Below are 16,932 nucleotides of genomic sequence, written 5' to 3' on the forward strand. Positions count from 1 at the left end.
GCCGGGCTCATGGCGATTCGGCGTCGGCGCGAGGACCGTGGCTCGGGGTGGGATTGGTCGCCGCGTTGCCCACGTGCCTGCCCGAGGAGCCGTCGTTGCTTTGTGCGAGCAGGTCCCGGATCTCGGTGAGCAAGACGATCTGCGCGTCGTCCGCCTGCTCGACCTCGCCGCGCCTGCGCAGCGTGTTGTAGGGGAGCACCACGAAGAAGTAGACGACGAACGCCACCAGAAAGAAGTTGATCGCTGCCGACAGCAGGACGTTGAGGTCGATGGTCTGGCCGCCGCCGATGCTGATCCGCAGGACGCTGACATCGGAGTGCTGATTGACGCCGACCCGATTGATCAACGGGGTGATGATGCTGTCGGTGAACTTGGTGACCAGCGCCGTGAACGCGGTACCGATGACCACGGCGACGGCCAGGTCGACGATATTGCCGCGGGAGAGAAACTCCTTGAACCCTTTGAACATTGGGAGGCCTTTCTGGACGGGCAGCGTTTGCTGACGGCCGTGCGCCGAGCGGCCGTGCAGGAGTCAGTGCAGGGTAAGCGTGACCGCTTGACCGAGCACCGCACCCGCCACAGTGTTCGCCAGGTGAGCCGGCAGCGCGACTAACACTACGCGGTCACCGTCAGCGGCCTGCAGCTTTTGCCTCGGCGACACGAGCACCACCACCGCGTCCGTGGCCGCCACCCTGGTGGTTGCTGTGGCGGCGCTGGGTGATCCCGCCGTGGTTGCTGCGGGCGCGACCAGCACGTCGACGACGTCGCCGACGCGGATCAGGTCGACCAGGGCGCCGTCGGCCAGATGGAGCGGCACGATGCGCGCACCGGCCCCCGCCTTCGACCCGAGTGCAGCCTCCGCCAGCCGGCTGCCGAGCAGTCGGACGTCGGTGAGCACCTCGCCACGCCGCACCGGGCCGGCCGGTGTCAAACCCGTGACCGCGCCCAGATCCGGCAACGTACCACCGGGAAGTGTTGCGGCCAAACGCTTTTCGATCCGCACGTCGTCGGGCGTCAGCGCGGTGCCCGGGCTCAGGTCGCGCCCGGCCACCACCACCTCGGCGTAATCCCCGGCCGGATCGGAGCGCACCGCGGCGATGCCCGCCAGCACGACGCAGCCGCCGGCCGCGACACGACGCGCGAGCACTGTCCGGGTCCAGTCCGGTCGAAGCCGCGCCGACAACCGGCGCAACAAAATCGGGTTCAGCGAGGGTTCGCCCACGCCGCAACGGTAAGCGCCCCGCCGGTGGCGATCCGCCGATCGAACGGGGCGCTGTGGATAACCGGCTAACTCGTCGCGGCCGCGGCCGACGGCGTGGAACTGCTGGTGGTGCCGCTGTTGCTGCTCGACTTCTCGCCTGAGCCGGACTTCTCACCCGAGCCGGATTTCTCACCGGATCCCGAGCCCGACCCCGACTGGCCGGTTGACGATCCGTTGGTGGAACCCGCCGGCTTCTTGCCGGACTCCCGGCTGTCGGTGCGGTAGAAGCCACTGCCCTTGAACACGACGCCGACGGAGTTGAAGCGTTTGCGCAGCCGTCCGGAGCAACGGTCGCAGGTCGTCAGCGCATCGTCGGTGAACGCCTGGACGGCGTCGAAGCGGTTGTCGCACTCGGTGCACTGGTAGCTGTAGGTCGGCACAAAAACCTCCGGAAGATTCAGACCTCGTTAGCACTCTATCGTCTCAAGTGCTAAAACCGCCACGTGACATGTCTCATTCCCCGACGTGTCGGTCGGCAAACAGGCTCATCAGACCACGGCGCGGTGTCAGCGCGTGGGTCATCCGCACGTCATGCGGCTCGGCCGGCACCACGTCGAGCACTTCCTCGTCACGCACGACCGCGATCAGCAGCGCCCGCGCGTGGCGATCGCCCAGCGAGCGATCGTAAAACCCCTGGCCACGGCCCAGTCGCACGCCCGAGCGATCGACCGCCAGCGCCGGCACCAGCACCGCGGCGGCCTCGGCCAGGGCCGACGCGGGTAGCCACGGTTCCGGCGGCTCGAGCAGTCCCCAGCGCCCGCGGATGAGGGTGCCCGGCCGGTATTCGCCCCACCGCAGCGGCAGCGCGGTGCCGTCGTCGGCTGCGCGCGCAACCGGGAGCAACACCCGCCCCGCCCGCTCGAGCAACAGGTCCAGCATCCCGGCCGAACCCGGCTCGGTGCCCACGGGCACATAGGCGCACACCGTGGTGCCGCCGGTACCGACCTTTTCGAGGCCGTCCAGCGCTTCCAGGCGCTCGCGGAGCATCCCGGCCTCGGCGGCGTGGACGTCGTCGGCAACCTCGCGGCGCGCCGCGAGCAGCCGCTCGCGCAGTGCGGCCTTGCTCATGGTCGCCATCCCTCAACCATGGCAGCCGAGGGTTTGCCACCGCCACATCGAGTCGCCCGCGGCGCGCGGGATATCGTGGGAACGATGTCATGCCCAAAGGCCGTGGTTCCCCGCACGGCCATCGTCCCGGCCGCCGGTCTCGGCACCCGCTTCCTGCCCGCGACCAAGACCGTGCCCAAGGAGCTGCTGCCGGTCGTGGACACGCCCGGCATCGAGCTGGTGGCCGCCGAGGCCGCCGAGGCGGGCGCCGAGCGCCTGGTGATCGTCACCTCGGAGGGCAAGGACGGGGTCGTCGCGCATTTCGTCGAGGACCTGGTGCTGGAGAGCACGCTCGAAGAGCGGGGTAAGACGGCGATGCTCGACAAGGTGCGCCGGGCGTCCCAGCTGATCAAGGTCGAGTCGGTGGTGCAGACCGAACCGCTGGGTCTCGGCCACGCGATCGGCTGTGTCGAGCCGACGCTGTCGGCCGACGAGGACTCGGTCGCGGTGCTGCTTCCCGATGACTTGGTGCTGCCGACCGGCGTCCTGAAGCAGATGTCGCAGGTGCGCAACCACTACGGCGGCTCGGTGTTGTGCGCCATCGAGGTGACCCCGGAGGAGATCAGCGCCTACGGCGTCTTCGACGTGGATCCGGCCGCCGGCGGTGACAACCCGGACGTGCTGCAGGTCAACGGCATGGTCGAGAAGCCGAAGGCCGAGGACGCCCCGTCGCTGTACGCCGCCGCGGGCCGTTACGTGCTCGACCGCGCCGTCTTCGACGCGTTGCGCCGCATCGAGCGGGGGACCGGCGGCGAGGTCCAACTCACCGACGCAATCGCGCTGCTGATTTCGGAGGGCCACCCCGTCCACGTCGTCGTGCACCGCGGATCCCGACACGACTTGGGAAATCCTGGCGGCTACCTCAAGGCTGCGGTTGACTTTGCATTGGATCGTGACGACTACGGCCCGGATTTGCGGCGGTGGTTGGTGGCGCGATTGGGCCTGAGCGGGCAAGAACCCGGGCGCTGACGCCGGGGCCCGCAGGGCAGGTGAGGGCAGGAAGGCGCGCTGTGCGTTCTGTGGAGGAGCAGCAGGCTCGGATCACGGCCGCGGCGGTGGCTCCGCGGCCGATACGTGTAGCCATCGCCGAGGCGCAGGGACTGATGTGCGCCGAAGAAGTGGTGACCGAGCGGCCGATGCCCGGCTTCGACCAGGCCGCGATCGACGGCTACGCGGTACGCAGCGTCGACGTGCTCGGCGTCGGCGAGGTGGGCGTCGATGCCCTCGACGGACCCCCCGACGAGTCCGCCGACGATGAACACGTGCGCGACGGGCTCGTGCTGCCGGTGATGGGGACGATCGAAGCCGGGGCCCGCACCCCGAGCCGCCTGCAGCCCCGGCAAGCCGTCCGGGTGCAGACCGGGGCGCCGCTGCCGACGCTGGCCGACGCGGTCCTGCCGATGCGGTGGACGGACGGCGGGACGTCGAAGGTGCGGGTGCTGCGCGGCGCGCCGTCGGGCGCCTACGTGCGGCGCGCCGGGGACGACGTCCAGCCCGGAGACGTCGCGGTGCGTGCCGGCACGGTCATCGGGGCGGCCCAGGTGGGGCTGTTGGCGGCCGTGGGCCGCGAACGGGTGTTGGTGCACCCGCGCCCGCGGCTGTCGGTGATGGCCGTCGGCGGCGAACTCGTCGACATCTCCCGCACGCCGGGAAACGGGCAGGTATACGACGTCAACACTTATGCCCTGGCTGCGGCGGGCCGCGACGCCGGCGCGGAGGTCAACCGGGTCGGCATCGTCAGCAGCGACCCCAAGGAGCTTCGCGACGTCGTCGAAAGCCAGATCAATCGCGCCGAGGTTGTGGTGATCGCCGGCGGCGTCGGCGGTGTCGCGGCCGAGCGGGTGCGGGCGGTGTTGTCCGAGCTGGGCGACATGGAGGTGGTCCGGGTCGGCATGCATCCGGGGTCGGTGCAGGGTTTCGGCCAACTGGGCCGCGAGGGCGTCCCGACCTTCCTGCTGCCGGCCAACCCGGTCAGCGCACTGGTGGTTTTCGAGGTGATGGTCCGGCCGCTGATCCGGCTGTCGCTGGGCAAGCGTCAGCCGATGCGCCGGGTCGTCCAGGCTCGCACGCTGTCGCCGATCACCTCGGTCGCCGGGCGCAAGGGCTACCTGCGCGGCCAGCTGATGCGCGACCAGGACAGCGGCGAGTACCTGGTGCAGGCCCTCGGCGGGGCCCCCGGGGCGTCGTCGCACCTGTTGGCCACCCTCGCCGAGGCGAACTGCCTGGTCGTGGTGCCCAGCGGCGCCGAGCAGATCCGCACCGGTGAAGTCGTCGACGTCGCCTTCCTGGCCCAGCGCGGCTAGGCCCGCGACCGCTCATGCTCGTGAACCTGCTGCGTTCGAATTCGCGTCACCCGGGCTGGCCGCTGGACGTCGGCCCGCTGCGCGTACCGGCGGGGGTGGTCCGGCTGCGCGCGGTGCGCATGCGCGACGGCGCCCAGTGGAGCCGAATCCGGCTGGCCGACCGCGCGCACCTGGAACCGTGGGAGCCCAGCGCCGAGGGGGACTGGACCGCCCGGCACGCCGTCGCGGCGTGGCCGGCGTTGTGTTCGGGTCTGCGTTCGGAAGCGCGCAACGGTCGGATGCTGCCCTACGTGATCGAGCTCGACGGGCGGTTCTGCGGCCAGCTGACCATCGGCAACGTCACGCACGGGGCGTTGCGGTCGGCGTGGATCGGATACTGGGTGTCACGCTCGGCGACCGGGGGCGGGGTGGCCACCGCGGCGTTGGCGCTCGGCCTGGACCACTGCTTCGGGCCGGTGACGCTGCATCGCGTCGAGGCCACCGTGCGACCCGAGAACGCGGCGAGCCGGGCCGTGTTGGCAAAGGTCGGGTTCCGCCAGGAGGGCCTGCTGCGGCGCTATCTCGAGGTGGACCGGGCCTGGCGGGACCACTTGCTGATGGCCATCACCGCCGAAGAGGTCGACGGATCGGTCGCGGCCGGCCTGGTCCGGGCCGGGCACGCGAGCTGGGCCTGACCCCCGGGGCCCGACACCCGGGAGTCTGATTGCCGACATGCCGCCACACGGCACCGGCATGTGGCTGTCGCGACACGAGTGACTTGTGGTGCTTGTGAGAGCGAAATTACAGGTGTGTAATTGTGCTGGTCACGTGATCCGGCAGCGCAGGCCATCGTCGCGCCTGGCGGGGATCCGGACCAGAAGGAGCAGGTCATGCCAAGCATCCCGCAATCACTGTTGTGGATCTCGCTTGTGGTGCTGTGGCTGTTCGTTCTTGTGCCGATGCTCATCAGCAAACGCGATGCCGTGCGGCGCACCAGCGACGTGGCCCTGGCGACCAGGGTCCTCAACAGCGGCGGCAATTCCCGCCTCATCAAACGCACCGGCCCGGCGGCGGGTCACCGCAGCGACCCGGGCTGGCAGGCACCCGAGGACACCGCCGAGGAGGACGAGCCGGAGCTCGACCGTGACGAGGGCCAGGTCAGCGCCGGCTACGAGGCGGACCGCGACGACGACGAAGACGCGGACCGCCAGGACACCGAGGACTTGCCGCGGTTGCGCGCCGTCGTCGACAAGGTCGACGCCCCCGAGGAGATCGGGCCCGACTACCTCGACGTGGACGTGGTCGAAGACTCCAAGGCGCTTCCGGTGGGAGCCGCCGCCGAGGCCACCGGGCCCGTACAGGTTGACCGCCACGATCCCGCCGCCGCCGACTTCGACGGCTACGAGTATGTCGAGGACTCCTCCGGTCTGGAACCCGAAGACGACGAGCAGGAGTCCGACGACGCGCCTTTCGCGGCGCCGGCGCCGCGGGCCGCCTCACGGCGACACCGGTTCGACGCCCAGACCGCGGCCGCGGTCAGCGCCCGCAAGTACGTCTTCCGCAAGCGGATGCTGATGGCGATGGCGGTCGTGCTCGTCGGCTCCGCCACGGCGGCGTTCGAGGTGACCCCGAGCGCGTGGTGGGTGTGCGGCACCGCCACCGCCGTGACGATGCTGTACCTCGCCTACCTGAGGCGCCAGACCCGCATCGAAGAGAAGGTCCGCCGCCGTCGGATGCAGCGGATGGCGCGTGCGCGGCTCGGCGTGGAGAACGCTCACGACCGCGACTACGACGTGGTCCCGTCGCGGCTTCGGCGCCCCGGCGCGGTGGTGCTCGAGATCGACGACGAGGACCCCGTCTTCGAGCACCTCGACTACTTCGTGCCGGCGCGCAACTACGGTTGGCCCCGCGACTTGCCGCGCGCCGTCGGCCAGTAGGGCCGGCGGTTCGGCGGTGGGCGCCGCGACTGGTAGCCTGCTAGCGGTCAGGGGCTATGGCGCAGTTGGTAGCGCGACTCGTTCGCATCGAGTAGGTCAGGGGTTCGAATCCCCTTAGCTCCACCAGGAAAGCGCAGGACACGGCGTTTAGCGGTTTTCTGGTCCCCACTGTGGTCAACCTCCGGCGTATCTTGCCCGCATGGCGCTGCTGCCGTTGCCCACCCGCAGAACGGCAGTGTACGTCGGTGCTGTTCCGGGTAGAGGCAAGCAGTCGTTGCTCCCGTTCGACGACCATGCCAAAACGGTCCGGTTCAAGGATCTGGTGAACCGAGTCGGCACGATCAAGGCTTTCGAGATCGTTGCTGCGACGGAACGCAGCGGAGTGTGGTGTGGGATCGATCAATACGGCGCCTCCTCTGCGAGTAATGCGACGGTAAGCCGCCGACGAAAACCCACCGATGGCCGCGATCCGTCCCGTCCGCTATCGCTATTCGCAACCGCTTAATCGGTGGCTGCGCACCGCGTTCGGCTGGCAGTGGAGCAACGACAGGAAACTTGATCGACAATGTGCACAAGGCGCGACCACAGCGGGGTTCCCCGCCGGGAGATCACACCGCGCGACCGGCGCCTCGCGTGGCTACGGTTCTCAATTCGCCAGGCGTAACCCGCTGGCTGTTCAGATCGGAGGAGATGAGGATGGCTGACTTGACGGGCAAGGTGGCGATCGTGACGGGCGGCGGATCGGGTATTGGCGAGGCGGCGGCCGTGGCGATCGCGAGGGCCGGAGCCGCCGTCGTTATCGGGAACCGGGGCGCCGCCGAGGGAGAGCGGGTGGTTCAGGCCATCCGACGGGGCGGGGGCCGGGCTGTCTTCCAACCGACCGATGTGAGCAGACCTTCCGATGCCAGGGCGTTGGTCGAGCGGACCGTCAGTGAATTTGGCCGTTTGGACATCGCCCACAACAACGCCGGGACGGAGGGCGAACAGGTCCCCCTACACGAGCAGGACATCGAGGAGGCATCCTCGCTGTTCGACGTGAATATCAAGGGAGTGTTCTACTGCATGAAGTACGAGATCGAGCAAATGCTCAAGACCGGTGGGGGGGCGATCGTGAACACGTCCTCGATCTTCGGATTGAACGGCTATCCCGGCTGGTCGTTGTACACCGCCACTAAGCATGCCGTCACCGGCATGACCAAAGCGGCGGCCCTGGACTACGCCAAGCAGAACATTCGGGTGAATGCGGTTGCGCCCGGACCGGTCGAGACGGCTCTGCTAGTGAAAGGGACAGGCGGCGACCCGCACAGCTATGCCGCTTTCGTACCGATGGGGCGAATAGGGCAGCCAGACGAGATCGCCGGCGCCGTGGTGTGGCTGTTGTCCGACGAAGCGAGTTACGTCACCGGCCACACGCTGCCCGTTGATGGTGGGGTCTGCGCGCAGTAAGCGCGTCCCGGCGGCGAGCGGCGTGCAGCACCGGGGGCCTATCGACACCCGTGCGGTCGAAGCGGTTCGTCACCGGAGAGACTGTTCGTCGGCTGCAGTGCGTCTATGGGCCATGCCCCGATATGACGGGTATGGCCGGCGCTGGGCCTGCGCCAGTCAGCCGGACTGGCATGCCCTTGAGCGCTCTTTGTCTTTAGGCGCCTGATGGGACGCTGGTTTCAGTTGCCTTACCCCACGATGTCGTGCACGCCGCATGGCGGTGCATCGATTTCGCGCAACACGACGAGTTCGCAGCGGTGGCGACCACCGGCTCCAACAGCGGGGCGCCGTCAGACCCCCAGTTCCTGGTCGATCTGCGGCCAGTATTGGAAGCCGTCCGGGGTCAGCAGCACCCAGTCGTGGATTCCGCCGTTGCCCAGGACGAAGCTCATCGGAGCACCTGCGAGCGCGGCTTCCTGCTGCAGGACGAGCACGTCGGGGGCGACCGAGTCGAGGTTGCCCGCGTAGATGGTCGTCGTCGGGAGTCCCTGCAGTGACCCGTACAGCGGGCTGACCAGATAGTTGTCCTCGGGGAGGCTGCCCGCCCAGATCTTGCCGATCTGTTGCGCCCCGGTGCCCAGCGGGGGGAGCAGCGGGTCCTGGACGAACCCGATGTTGGGATTGGTCAGCCCGAGATCCAGCCAGGGCGACAGCAGCACCATCGACGATTCGACGGGGTTGCCGTTGGCCACCAGGTATTCAGTCGCCGCCAGCGCAAGGGTGCCGCCGGCGGAGTCACCGAGCACGCTGACATGGGAGGCCCCGTGCGCGGCGATCTGCGCGGAGATAAGACCGGCCATTGCGGGAACCACCGTGCCGGCGGTGCCCCCTTGCTGCATCAGCGGATAGATCGGCACCTCGATGGTGGCACCGGTCTGGTAGGCCATCACCGTGTAGTCGAGCCAGTGAAAGAGAGTGGGCGGCAGGATGAAGGCGCCGCCGTGAATAGCCACGACATAATTGCCGGACGGATGAGCCGGGGTGATCTGCACAACGCTCATCCTGTCAAAGGTGCTGTGCTGCACGGTTTCTCCCAGCAGCAACGGCAACAGCCTCGGCGGTGAGTTGCCCAGGATCAGCGACAGTGGCGGGGTGTTGGCGGCAACCAGCGCCAGAAATGGGGAATTCGGCATCCCCCACTGGTTGTAGATGCCGCTGAAATCCAGGAAATCCTTCACCGGCCACAACGCGGAGATCTCGAGCCTGGTTGCCAGAGAAGGACTTCCGGTGAATGTCCCCGGCTGCGCGGCCGGGAACGGCGAATCGGCCGGCACCCCGAAGATTCCAGCGACAACCGCGTCCCTAGTCTCGGTGAAGCCGGTGGCCAGCGTCGTGGGAATCTGTTGGATCTGCTGTCCGACGGCGGCAAGACCGCCCCCGACGGAGCCGGGGCCGATCGGTGCGCGGCCGGTCAGCGCCCGAAGGGGCGCGCTGATCACAGCGAACACGTCCTGTTCGAGGGTTTGAGCCGGACTGGCCGCCACCGCCAGCGCGTTGGCGGCCTCGGCGTCGGCGTACGAGCCCACACTCGCGGTCAACGCCTGCACGAACTGGGAATGAAAGGCCGACGCCTGCGTACCGAGTGCCTGGAAGTCCTGACCCCGGGCACTGAGCAGCGCCGTGATGGCCGCCGACACCTCGTCCTCGGCCGGGGCCAGGATTCCCGTCGTCGAGGCCGCCGCCGCGGCATGAGCCGCGCTGACGCTCGAGCCGATGGCAGCCAATTCCGCTGCAGCCGAAGTCAATATGTCCGGGAAAGCGATCAGATACGACATGTTCAACCACCTACGGGCAGCGCGCGCCGGTGTCACCAGTCCGGCGTTTCTCACCCCTGAGAGCGATACGACTTGAATGTCTATGCGCCGTGTAGGCCGGCATAGAGTAACGGACTACTCGAATCGTCAATGCTGCCCGGCAAGACGCGCTCTATGCTGTTGACCGGGACCTCGGGGGCCGCAACCCGCGGAGGGTCGGATGGCCACAGTGCCGGCGTGCCGTACGTGTGGTACCCAGCCGCGCCGGGGTGCACGGTTCTGCGATGGCTGCGGCGCATCGGTCGCAGAATTGGACACCCTTGCGGAGTACAAACAGGTGACCGTGCTGTTCGCCGATGTGGTGCGTTCGATGGACATCGCCGCGGCCGTCGGGGCGGAGCGCCTGCGCGAGATAATGGCCGGCTTGGTCGACCGTGCGTCGGCGGTGGTGCACCGGTACGGCGGGACGGTAGACAAATTCACCGGCGACGGGATCATGGCGGTTTTCGGTGCGCCGGCGGCGCTGGAGGACCACGCCGTTCGCGCGTGCCTGGCGGCGCTCGGGGTTCAGGAGGAGACCGCGAGGCTGGCCGTCGAGGTCGCGGAGCACGACGGTATCGACTTGCGGCTGCGCGTGGGCCTGAACTCCGGCCAGGTGATCACCGGCGAAATCGGTTCGGGGGCCTTGGGTTACACGGCGATCGGCGAGCAGGTCGGAATGGCTCAGCGAATGGAGTCGGTGGCTGCGCCCGGTGTGGTCATGCTCAGCGCGTCGACGGCGCGGCTGGTCGATGGCGCCGCCACCCTGGGTGAGCCGGAGCTGGTCCACATCAAGGGCGCGGACCGGCCCGTCACGGCTCGCCGGCTATTGGATGTGCGCGACGGGCGTAGTGCCACAGGGCGCGGTGAGTCGAGCCTGGTCGGACGGCACTGGGAGACCGCCATCGTCGAAGGCTTGCTGAGCCGCGCCATCGGCGGTCATGGCGGCGTGGTCGGCGTGGTGGGCCTACCGGGTATCGGGAAGAGCCGAATGGTGCGCGAGGCTGCCGCGGCAGCCCGAAGCCACGACGTAGCGGTGTTCACCACTTTCTGCGAATCGCACGCCACGGACGTGCCCTTTCGCGTCGTGGCACGGCTGCTGCGCGCGGTCACGGGAGTCGAAGGCCTTGGCGCGCAAGCGGCCCGCGCCCAGGTTCGCGCCAGGGTGCGCGATGCAGATCACGAGGACTTGGCGCTTTTCGACGACCTGCTGGGCATCGCCGATCCCGCTGTACAGCTGCCCAGAATCGACCCGGACGCGCGGCGGAGGCGACTGACCGCCCTGGTCAACGGGGCATCGCTGGCCCGTCAGGCCCCGACGGTCTACGTCATCGAAGACGCCCACTGGATCGACGAGGTCAGCGAGTCGATGCTGACAGAGTTTCTCGCCGTGATCGCACAGACGCCGTCGCTGGTGTTGGTGACCTACCGGCCCGAATATCGGGGGGCGTTGACCCGGGTTGCGGGGGCACACACCATTGCCCTTGAGCCGCTGAGTGATTCCGAAACAACGGCGCTGGTATGCGAGCTGCTCGGCGACGATCGCTCCGTTGGCGAGCTGGCCCGCAAGGTCAGCGAACGCGCTGCCGGCAACCCGTTCTTCGCCGAGGAGATGGTGCGTGAACTGGCCGAGCGGGGGGTGCTGTGCGGGAAGCCCGGCGCGTACCTGTCGAACGCCGATGTCGCAGATGTGGGTGTGCCCGCCACGCTGCAGGCGACCATCGCCGCGCGCATCGACCGGCTCGACCCGCAGGCCAAACGCACCCTGTGTGCGGCGGCGGTGGTCGGCTCGCGCTTCAGCGGGGAGCTGTTGAGGGAGTTGGGGGCCGGTACGGCTGTCGCCGACTTGCTGGCGGCGCAGCTCATCGATCACGTCAGCCTCGCCGGGCAACCGGTGTACGCGTTCCACCATCCGCTGATTCGCACGGTGGCCTACGAATCACAGCTGAAATCGGATCGCGCGGAACTGCACCGGCGACTAGCCGCCGCGATCGAAGCCCGCGATCCGGAATCGGCCGATCAGAACGCCGCGATGATTGCCGAACACCGGGAGGCCGCTGGTGATCTCGACGTCGCCTACGGCTGGCATATGCGCGCCGCGACCTGGGCGACACACCGCGACATCGGCGCGGCGCGGATGAGTTGGGAGCGCGCCCTCAACATCGCCGACGGGTTGCCCGCCGCGGACCCGAATCGAACCGCCATGCGCATAGCGCCACGAACGATGTTGTGCGGCACAGCCTTTAGAGTACACATGGACGTCGCCGGCAATCGATTCGAAGAGCTGCGGCAGTTGTGCAGCGCCGCCGGAGACAAGGCTTCACTGGCCATCGGCATGGCGGGGCTGGTGATCGACCACGCATACCATGCCCGGATGGGCGAGGCGTCGCACCTGGCAACGGAGGCCATGGCGCTCATCGAGTCGCTCGCTGATCCGACCCTGACCGTGGGGCTGTCCTTCGCGCCCATCTATGCCAAGATCCAGTGCACCGAGGGCAACGATGGATTGCGTTGGTCTCAGGCGGTCATCGACCTGGCTGACGGTGATCCGTTCAAAGGCAACTTCCTGTTGGGGTCGCCGCTGGCGCTGGCCTTCACTTCCCGGGGCATTTCCCGGTATCTGCTCGGTCGCCCCGGATGGCGCGACGACCTGGAGCGCGGCGTTGCCATGGCGCGCCGCACCGACCCCATGTCCTACGCCCAGGTCGTCGCCTACGTCTACGCGGGGATACCGCTGTGCGTGCTGAAGCCCGACGACCATGCGCTGCGCGAAATCGAGGATGCGTTGCGCGTCGCCGAACGGTCCAGTGACGACATCGCGCTGAACCTAGCCCAGCTGGTGCTGGGATGTGCTCTGGCACAACGCCGCACGGAAGCGGAGCGCGCGCGCGGACACGACCTTCTCGCGGGGCTCGGCGAAGCCTTCGAGGGCGGCGAACACCTGCTGGCCGATCTGCCCCTCGTTCACGTCTACGTGGCGCGCGACAAGGCGCGACGTGGGGACCGCGACCGGGCGGTCGCGCTTCTGCGCGCCGCGACCGACCAACTGGTCGGCGACGAACGGCTGCTGGTCTGGGGATTGCCGGCGACGGGTGCTCTGGTCGAGACACTGCTCGATCGTGGAGGTACAGGTGACGTGGACGAAGCCCGGGCCGCAGTCGCGCGGCTAGCCGCCGCGCCGGCCGACGAGGGGTTGGTGATGCGCGAGATCTGGCTGTGGCGGTTGCGGGCTCTGCTGGCCCGGGCTCAGGGCGATGACGCGGCGTACGCCCGCTGCCGCAACCGCTACCGCACGATGGCCGAAGCGCTGGCCTTCGAGGGGCACATGGCGTGGGCCGAGGCAATGCCGTGACGACTCCGTCTGGGCCGGGCGTTCGAGACGACCCTCCCGCGGGTACTGATGTCGGGGGATGCGGGGCCCGAGGCCGCACGACGGGCACCGCCGGGTACGCAATCGCGCCAGTGACGGAGGGAACTGATGGCCGACCACCACGAATCCACCCGTGCCCTGTTACAAGAGCTGTTGTGGACTTACGGTCCGTGCGGCCAGGAGGAGGCGGTACGCGCCGTATGCGCCCGCGAACTGCAGCCCGTCGTCGACGACATGTGGACCGACGACGCCGGGAACCTGATCGGCTATTTCGCCGCGGACGGCTCCTCGGCGAACATCGCCGAGCGGCGTCATCGCCATGGCTCTGCCGCCGCGACCGAGCCCGGGAGCGCCACGCGGGTCCTGGCGCACATGGACGAACTGTCCATGCTGGTCAAGCGCGTGGAACCCGATGGAACGCTTCACCTGACGCAGCTGGGCACCATGTACCCGGGAAATTTCGGGCTCGGCCCGGTGGCTGTGCTCGGTGACCACGACACGCTCACGGCGGTCCTGACGCTGGGCTCCGAACACACCACCAAGGAGAGCCCGCGCATCTGGGAGACCAAGCCCGACCGGGGCGACCGCTCACTCGATTGGCACCACGTCTACGTTTTCACGGGCCTGACCTGCGAGCAGCTCGCCGCCGCGGGTGTGCACGCCGGCACCCGGGTATGCGTCGAGCGCAGCAAGAGGACCCTGGTCGACGCCGGCAACTATGTGGGCTCCTACTTTCTCGACGACCGGGCCGCGGTGACGGCGCTGCTGCGCGCGGCGCGCCTGCTGCGCGAGCGCGAACAACGACCCGCCCGCGACGTCTATTTCGTGTTCACCACCAACGAGGAGATCGGCGGGGTGGGTGGCTCGTACGCCAGCCGCACGCTGCCCGGCACGCTCACCCTCGCCCTGGAGGTCGGACCTACCGAGCGCGAGTACGGAACCACCGTCGCCGGAGGCCCCATCGTCGGTTACAGCGACGCCTTGTGCGTCTACGACAAGGACGTCGCCGACCGGCTGATGAAGATCGCGACCGACCGCGGGCACAAGCCGCAGCCCGCCGCCCTCGGCGCCTTCATGTCCGACGCTTCGCACGCCAAAGCCAATGGGCTCACCCCGCGGGCGGGATTGTTGTGCCTGCCCACGCTGAGTACGCACGGTTTCGAGGTGATGGCGCGAAGCGCGGTCGACGACATGGCGGCGATCGTCGTCGACTTTCTCCTCTAGCCGCGCCTGGCCGCACTCAGCCCGGCTTTCGGGCGGCGACGAACTGTAACGCGCGCTGGGTCTGCTGCTCGATCTCGACCAGCCCTGCCGACGCAAAACAGTCGACGAACGCGTCTCGGTCGAACATGGTGAGCCCGATCAGCCTGGCGCCGGCATTCAGCGCGAACCGGATGGGCAACACCTCGGGTGCGTAACTGGTGAGGACCGCTATCGCGCCCCCGGGCGCGAGCACCCGCACCATCTCCCGCACGACTCGAAACGGCTCCGGCATCAGGTAGAGCGCGCCGAAACAGCAGACGGCGTCGAAGGTGCCCTCGGCGAACGGCAGGCTGCGGGCATCGCCGCGCACGTAACTCGTGCGGGCCGTGCTGTTGTCCAGCACGGCCCGGCCCAGCATCGGCTCGGAGATGTCGAAACCCACGGCCACGCCGCCGTCGGCGAGTTGTTCGGCGAGAGATCCGGTGAAATTACCGGGGCCACAGGCGACATCGAGCAGCAGGCGAGCGGTGGACAGCCGCAGGGCCGACGCCGCGCGCCGCTGTTCGGCGCGCGCGGTGATGCCGCTTGCCATGTAAAAGGAGGTGGGGCGCCACAGCCGCTCGTAGACGGTCGCCACCAACGGGCTGTTCATGGCGCGTTGAGCAAACGTCGGGGCAGGAGCGGTCGTCGACTCGCCCAGCACGTCGAGGAAACCGTTGCGCAGCCCGGCGGGCGTCGTGAGGAGGCCGCGGGTCAGCTCGACCGGATCCTGGCTCATTCGCCTCGCTTTCGTCGGGGCGGGTCGCGCGAGTGGCGAGCGTTCTCCCGCGGATCGCGCCGGCGACCCGCTGCCAGGCTAGTGGGCCGCAACGGCGCCCTCGGGCCATGCGGCGGCATCGGCGCAGATGAGAGGCTGTTCGCAGACCGATAGTCTGCTATTGCCTTTACATTTCGACATTTAGTATGTATCGTGCCAGGAAAGATACATAACCGGTATGGCAAGTCCGAACGGTCGCAGGCGTCGCCGCGGCCCCGGTTTCCGGGTCGGCGGGATAGGAGCAGCATGGGGCCCTAGGCGGACGGTGGGTTACCACGCTGAGCTATCAAATGGATCGCATCTGCGGATGTCACGCCGTGCGAGCGCGCCGCGGCCCGCGGCCGGCCTCCAGGCCGGCCGAGGTTTGGGCCATCGCGCTTCCTGGGGCGTCCCGCTCAGGCGCGAAATTCGCAGCACCCTAGGGATTGGCAAAAACATGACCGGCTTCTCGCCCTCACGCCCGACCGACGTGCGCTACCGCATGTCGCCGCTCGGGCCGGCGGCTCTGGAGAGCTCAACTCATCGTGGACACGGGGGCGCCCAGGATCGACCCAACCGTGCCTCGTCGCGGACGGGTCGCCGATGAGCGACAGGCAGATGTGGTCGACAACGCCGTTCTCGTCGGACCGGCCGACCGGTGGCTACTACCTCCCGATCGGGCTCGTCGACATGGAGCTCAGCACGCCGCCGGTGGAGCTCGCCGACGACACCACGGTGTTTCTGCTCGCCCCCGAACAGGAAGCGCCGGCGGCGGTGCTGAAGGTGGCCCGCGGCCTGCTGGGAGCCGCAGAGCTGCGCACCCAGCGCCGTGTGCTGTCCGAGCTCGCGATCCACCAGGGGCTCGACACAACATGGCGTGAACTGCTGCCGCGAGTCCTGGCCTTCGACGAGCGCACGAACGCGACGCTGTCCGTCGAGTCCTTTCGGCCCGGCATCGACATGGCCGAGGTGCTGGCAATGCGCCCGGATCGCGTCGAGGAACTGACCGTCGCGGCCCTGAGAGCGATCGCGCCGCTGCACCGGCAGACCACGACATTCCTCGGCGTCAACAACGCATGCATGTTGCGGCGCTGGCTGGCCGAACCTTTGGCGGGGCTGAGCGACATGTGCGGCCGGCTGGATCCCGGCAGGAGACCGACCGTCGAGAGGCTGTCGTCGATGTTGCGTCGCGACCTCCGCGGCTGGCGCGTGCCGGTGAGCTGGACGCACGGCGGCTACACCCCCGGCAACGTCCGGGTGGACGATGCGCAAGGCCGGGTGACGGGCATCGTCGACTGGGGCGCGGCGCGCTCGGGGCGTCCGGCGCTGATCGACGAGTACCTCATGACCCTGACGGCGAGTTCTCAGGTGCAGGGCGCCGGGCTGGGAACGGTGGTCACCGAGCGGTTGCGGGCGGGTGGCCTGCTGGAACGCGAGCGCAACGCCCTGCTCGCCGCCCGCACCCAGACGGACGCGCACTTCGACGATTCCGACCTCGGCGAAGAAGGTCGCGTCGACGAACGCATCGCAACCCTGCTGACGTGGCTCCACCACGTCACCGACGTGTGGCGGCTGCGTGCGACCTACCCCAACCACCACGACTGGTGGGCCACCAACGTGGCTCCGGTGCTCGACGTCGCCACGACCCTGGACTGGAAGCGCGTCGGGGACTGACCATGCGATACACCCAGCCTGCGC

General features: G+C 68.7%; 16 protein-coding genes and 1 tRNA gene. 11 read left to right on the plus strand and 6 right to left on the minus strand.

Annotated features, from left to right (window positions below):
* Positions 1 to 7: 7 nt before the first annotated feature.
* The 4 genes from mscL to G6N48_RS26995 all read right to left on the minus strand — a co-directional run bounded on the left by mscL (position 8) and on the right by G6N48_RS26995 (position 2,338).
* The gene (gene mscL / locus G6N48_RS26980) at positions 8 to 469 is read right to left on the minus strand and encodes a large-conductance mechanosensitive channel protein MscL (RefSeq protein WP_085269821.1); all 462 of its coding nucleotides are present in this window, start codon (positions 467 to 469) and stop codon (positions 8 to 10) included.
* A 63-nt stretch (positions 470 to 532) separates the two neighbouring features.
* Positions 533 to 1,222 (minus strand): SAF domain-containing protein, encoded by a 690-nt coding sequence (locus G6N48_RS26985; protein WP_085269820.1) that lies wholly within the window; start codon positions 1,220 to 1,222, stop codon positions 533 to 535.
* Between the two features lie 65 nt (positions 1,223 to 1,287).
* Positions 1,288 to 1,641 carry an FmdB family zinc ribbon protein gene (locus G6N48_RS26990; RefSeq protein WP_085269819.1) on the minus strand — a complete coding sequence of 118 codons (354 nt, stop codon included), beginning with the start codon at positions 1,639 to 1,641 and terminating at the stop codon, positions 1,288 to 1,290.
* A 73-nt stretch (positions 1,642 to 1,714) separates the two neighbouring features.
* Positions 1,715 to 2,338: a 5-formyltetrahydrofolate cyclo-ligase gene (locus tag G6N48_RS26995; RefSeq protein ID WP_085269818.1), complete on the minus strand. Its 624-nt coding sequence runs from the start codon at positions 2,336 to 2,338 to the stop codon at positions 1,715 to 1,717.
* Positions 2,339 to 2,413: 75 nt separating this feature from the next.
* Here G6N48_RS26995 and G6N48_RS27000 point away from each other — a divergent pair, with 75 nt between their 5' ends.
* The 7 genes from G6N48_RS27000 (at position 2,414) to G6N48_RS27030 (ending at position 8,033) form a co-directional block, all read left to right on the plus strand.
* Positions 2,414 to 3,337, plus strand: a complete 924-nt coding sequence (locus tag G6N48_RS27000) for a UTP--glucose-1-phosphate uridylyltransferase (RefSeq protein WP_085269817.1) — start codon at positions 2,414 to 2,416, stop codon at positions 3,335 to 3,337.
* A 41-nt stretch (positions 3,338 to 3,378) separates the two neighbouring features.
* Positions 3,379 to 4,671 (plus strand): molybdotransferase-like divisome protein Glp, encoded by a 1,293-nt coding sequence (gene glp, locus G6N48_RS27005; RefSeq protein ID WP_085269816.1) that lies wholly within the window; start codon positions 3,379 to 3,381, stop codon positions 4,669 to 4,671.
* A 20-nt stretch (positions 4,672 to 4,691) separates the two neighbouring features.
* Complete coding sequence (locus tag G6N48_RS27010; protein ID WP_085270115.1) at positions 4,692 to 5,345, plus strand: GNAT family N-acetyltransferase; 654 nt, start codon at positions 4,692 to 4,694, stop codon at positions 5,343 to 5,345.
* A gap of 195 nt (positions 5,346 to 5,540) precedes the next feature.
* Positions 5,541 to 6,587, plus strand: coding sequence for a divisome protein SepX/GlpR (gene sepX / locus G6N48_RS27015; protein ID WP_085269815.1), 1,047 nt, complete (start codon positions 5,541 to 5,543; stop codon positions 6,585 to 6,587).
* Between the two features lie 50 nt (positions 6,588 to 6,637).
* Positions 6,638 to 6,713, plus strand: a tRNA-Ala gene (locus G6N48_RS27020).
* A gap of 73 nt (positions 6,714 to 6,786) precedes the next feature.
* A complete protein-coding gene (locus G6N48_RS27025) occupies positions 6,787 to 7,092 on the plus strand; it encodes a hypothetical protein (RefSeq protein ID WP_139825831.1) in 306 nt (101 codons plus the stop codon).
* A gap of 191 nt (positions 7,093 to 7,283) precedes the next feature.
* Entirely contained in the window at positions 7,284 to 8,033 is a 750-nt protein-coding gene (locus G6N48_RS27030; protein WP_085270114.1) for a glucose 1-dehydrogenase, read from the plus strand.
* A 329-nt stretch (positions 8,034 to 8,362) separates the two neighbouring features.
* On the opposite strand, the gene lipY is transcribed toward G6N48_RS27030, so the two are convergent.
* Positions 8,363 to 9,847, minus strand: a complete 1,485-nt coding sequence (lipY, locus tag G6N48_RS27035; RefSeq protein ID WP_085269814.1) for a triacylglycerol lipase LipY — start codon at positions 9,845 to 9,847, stop codon at positions 8,363 to 8,365.
* Between the two features lie 199 nt (positions 9,848 to 10,046).
* Here lipY and G6N48_RS27040 point away from each other — a divergent pair, with 199 nt between their 5' ends.
* From G6N48_RS27040 to G6N48_RS27050, 3 genes are read left to right on the plus strand one after another with little or no spacing between them, the layout of a single operon-like run.
* On the plus strand, positions 10,047 to 13,217 hold the full coding sequence (locus G6N48_RS27040) for an ATP-binding protein (protein ID WP_085269813.1): 3,171 nt from the start codon (positions 10,047 to 10,049) through the stop codon (positions 13,215 to 13,217).
* A 9-nt stretch (positions 13,218 to 13,226) separates the two neighbouring features.
* Positions 13,227 to 13,331, plus strand: coding sequence for an LEPR-XLL domain-containing protein (locus G6N48_RS29035; protein WP_372511343.1), 105 nt, complete (start codon positions 13,227 to 13,229; stop codon positions 13,329 to 13,331).
* 12 nt (positions 13,332 to 13,343) lie between these two features.
* Positions 13,344 to 14,459: a M20/M25/M40 family metallo-hydrolase gene (locus G6N48_RS27050; protein WP_085269812.1), complete on the plus strand. Its 1,116-nt coding sequence runs from the start codon at positions 13,344 to 13,346 to the stop codon at positions 14,457 to 14,459.
* Positions 14,460 to 14,475: 16 nt separating this feature from the next.
* Here the strand turns inward: G6N48_RS27050 and G6N48_RS27055 are convergent, their stop codons facing one another.
* A complete protein-coding gene (locus G6N48_RS27055) occupies positions 14,476 to 15,216 on the minus strand; it encodes a class I SAM-dependent methyltransferase (RefSeq protein WP_085269811.1) in 741 nt (246 codons plus the stop codon).
* Positions 15,217 to 15,837: 621 nt separating this feature from the next.
* Here G6N48_RS27055 and G6N48_RS27060 point away from each other — a divergent pair.
* Positions 15,838 to 16,908, plus strand: coding sequence for a phosphotransferase family protein (locus tag G6N48_RS27060; protein WP_085269810.1), 1,071 nt, complete (start codon positions 15,838 to 15,840; stop codon positions 16,906 to 16,908).
* Positions 16,909 to 16,932 lie beyond the last annotated feature (24 nt).

Source organism: Mycobacterium parmense (assembly GCF_010730575.1).
In the GTDB taxonomy this organism is placed as follows: Bacteria; Actinomycetota; Actinomycetes; order Mycobacteriales; family Mycobacteriaceae; genus Mycobacterium; species Mycobacterium parmense.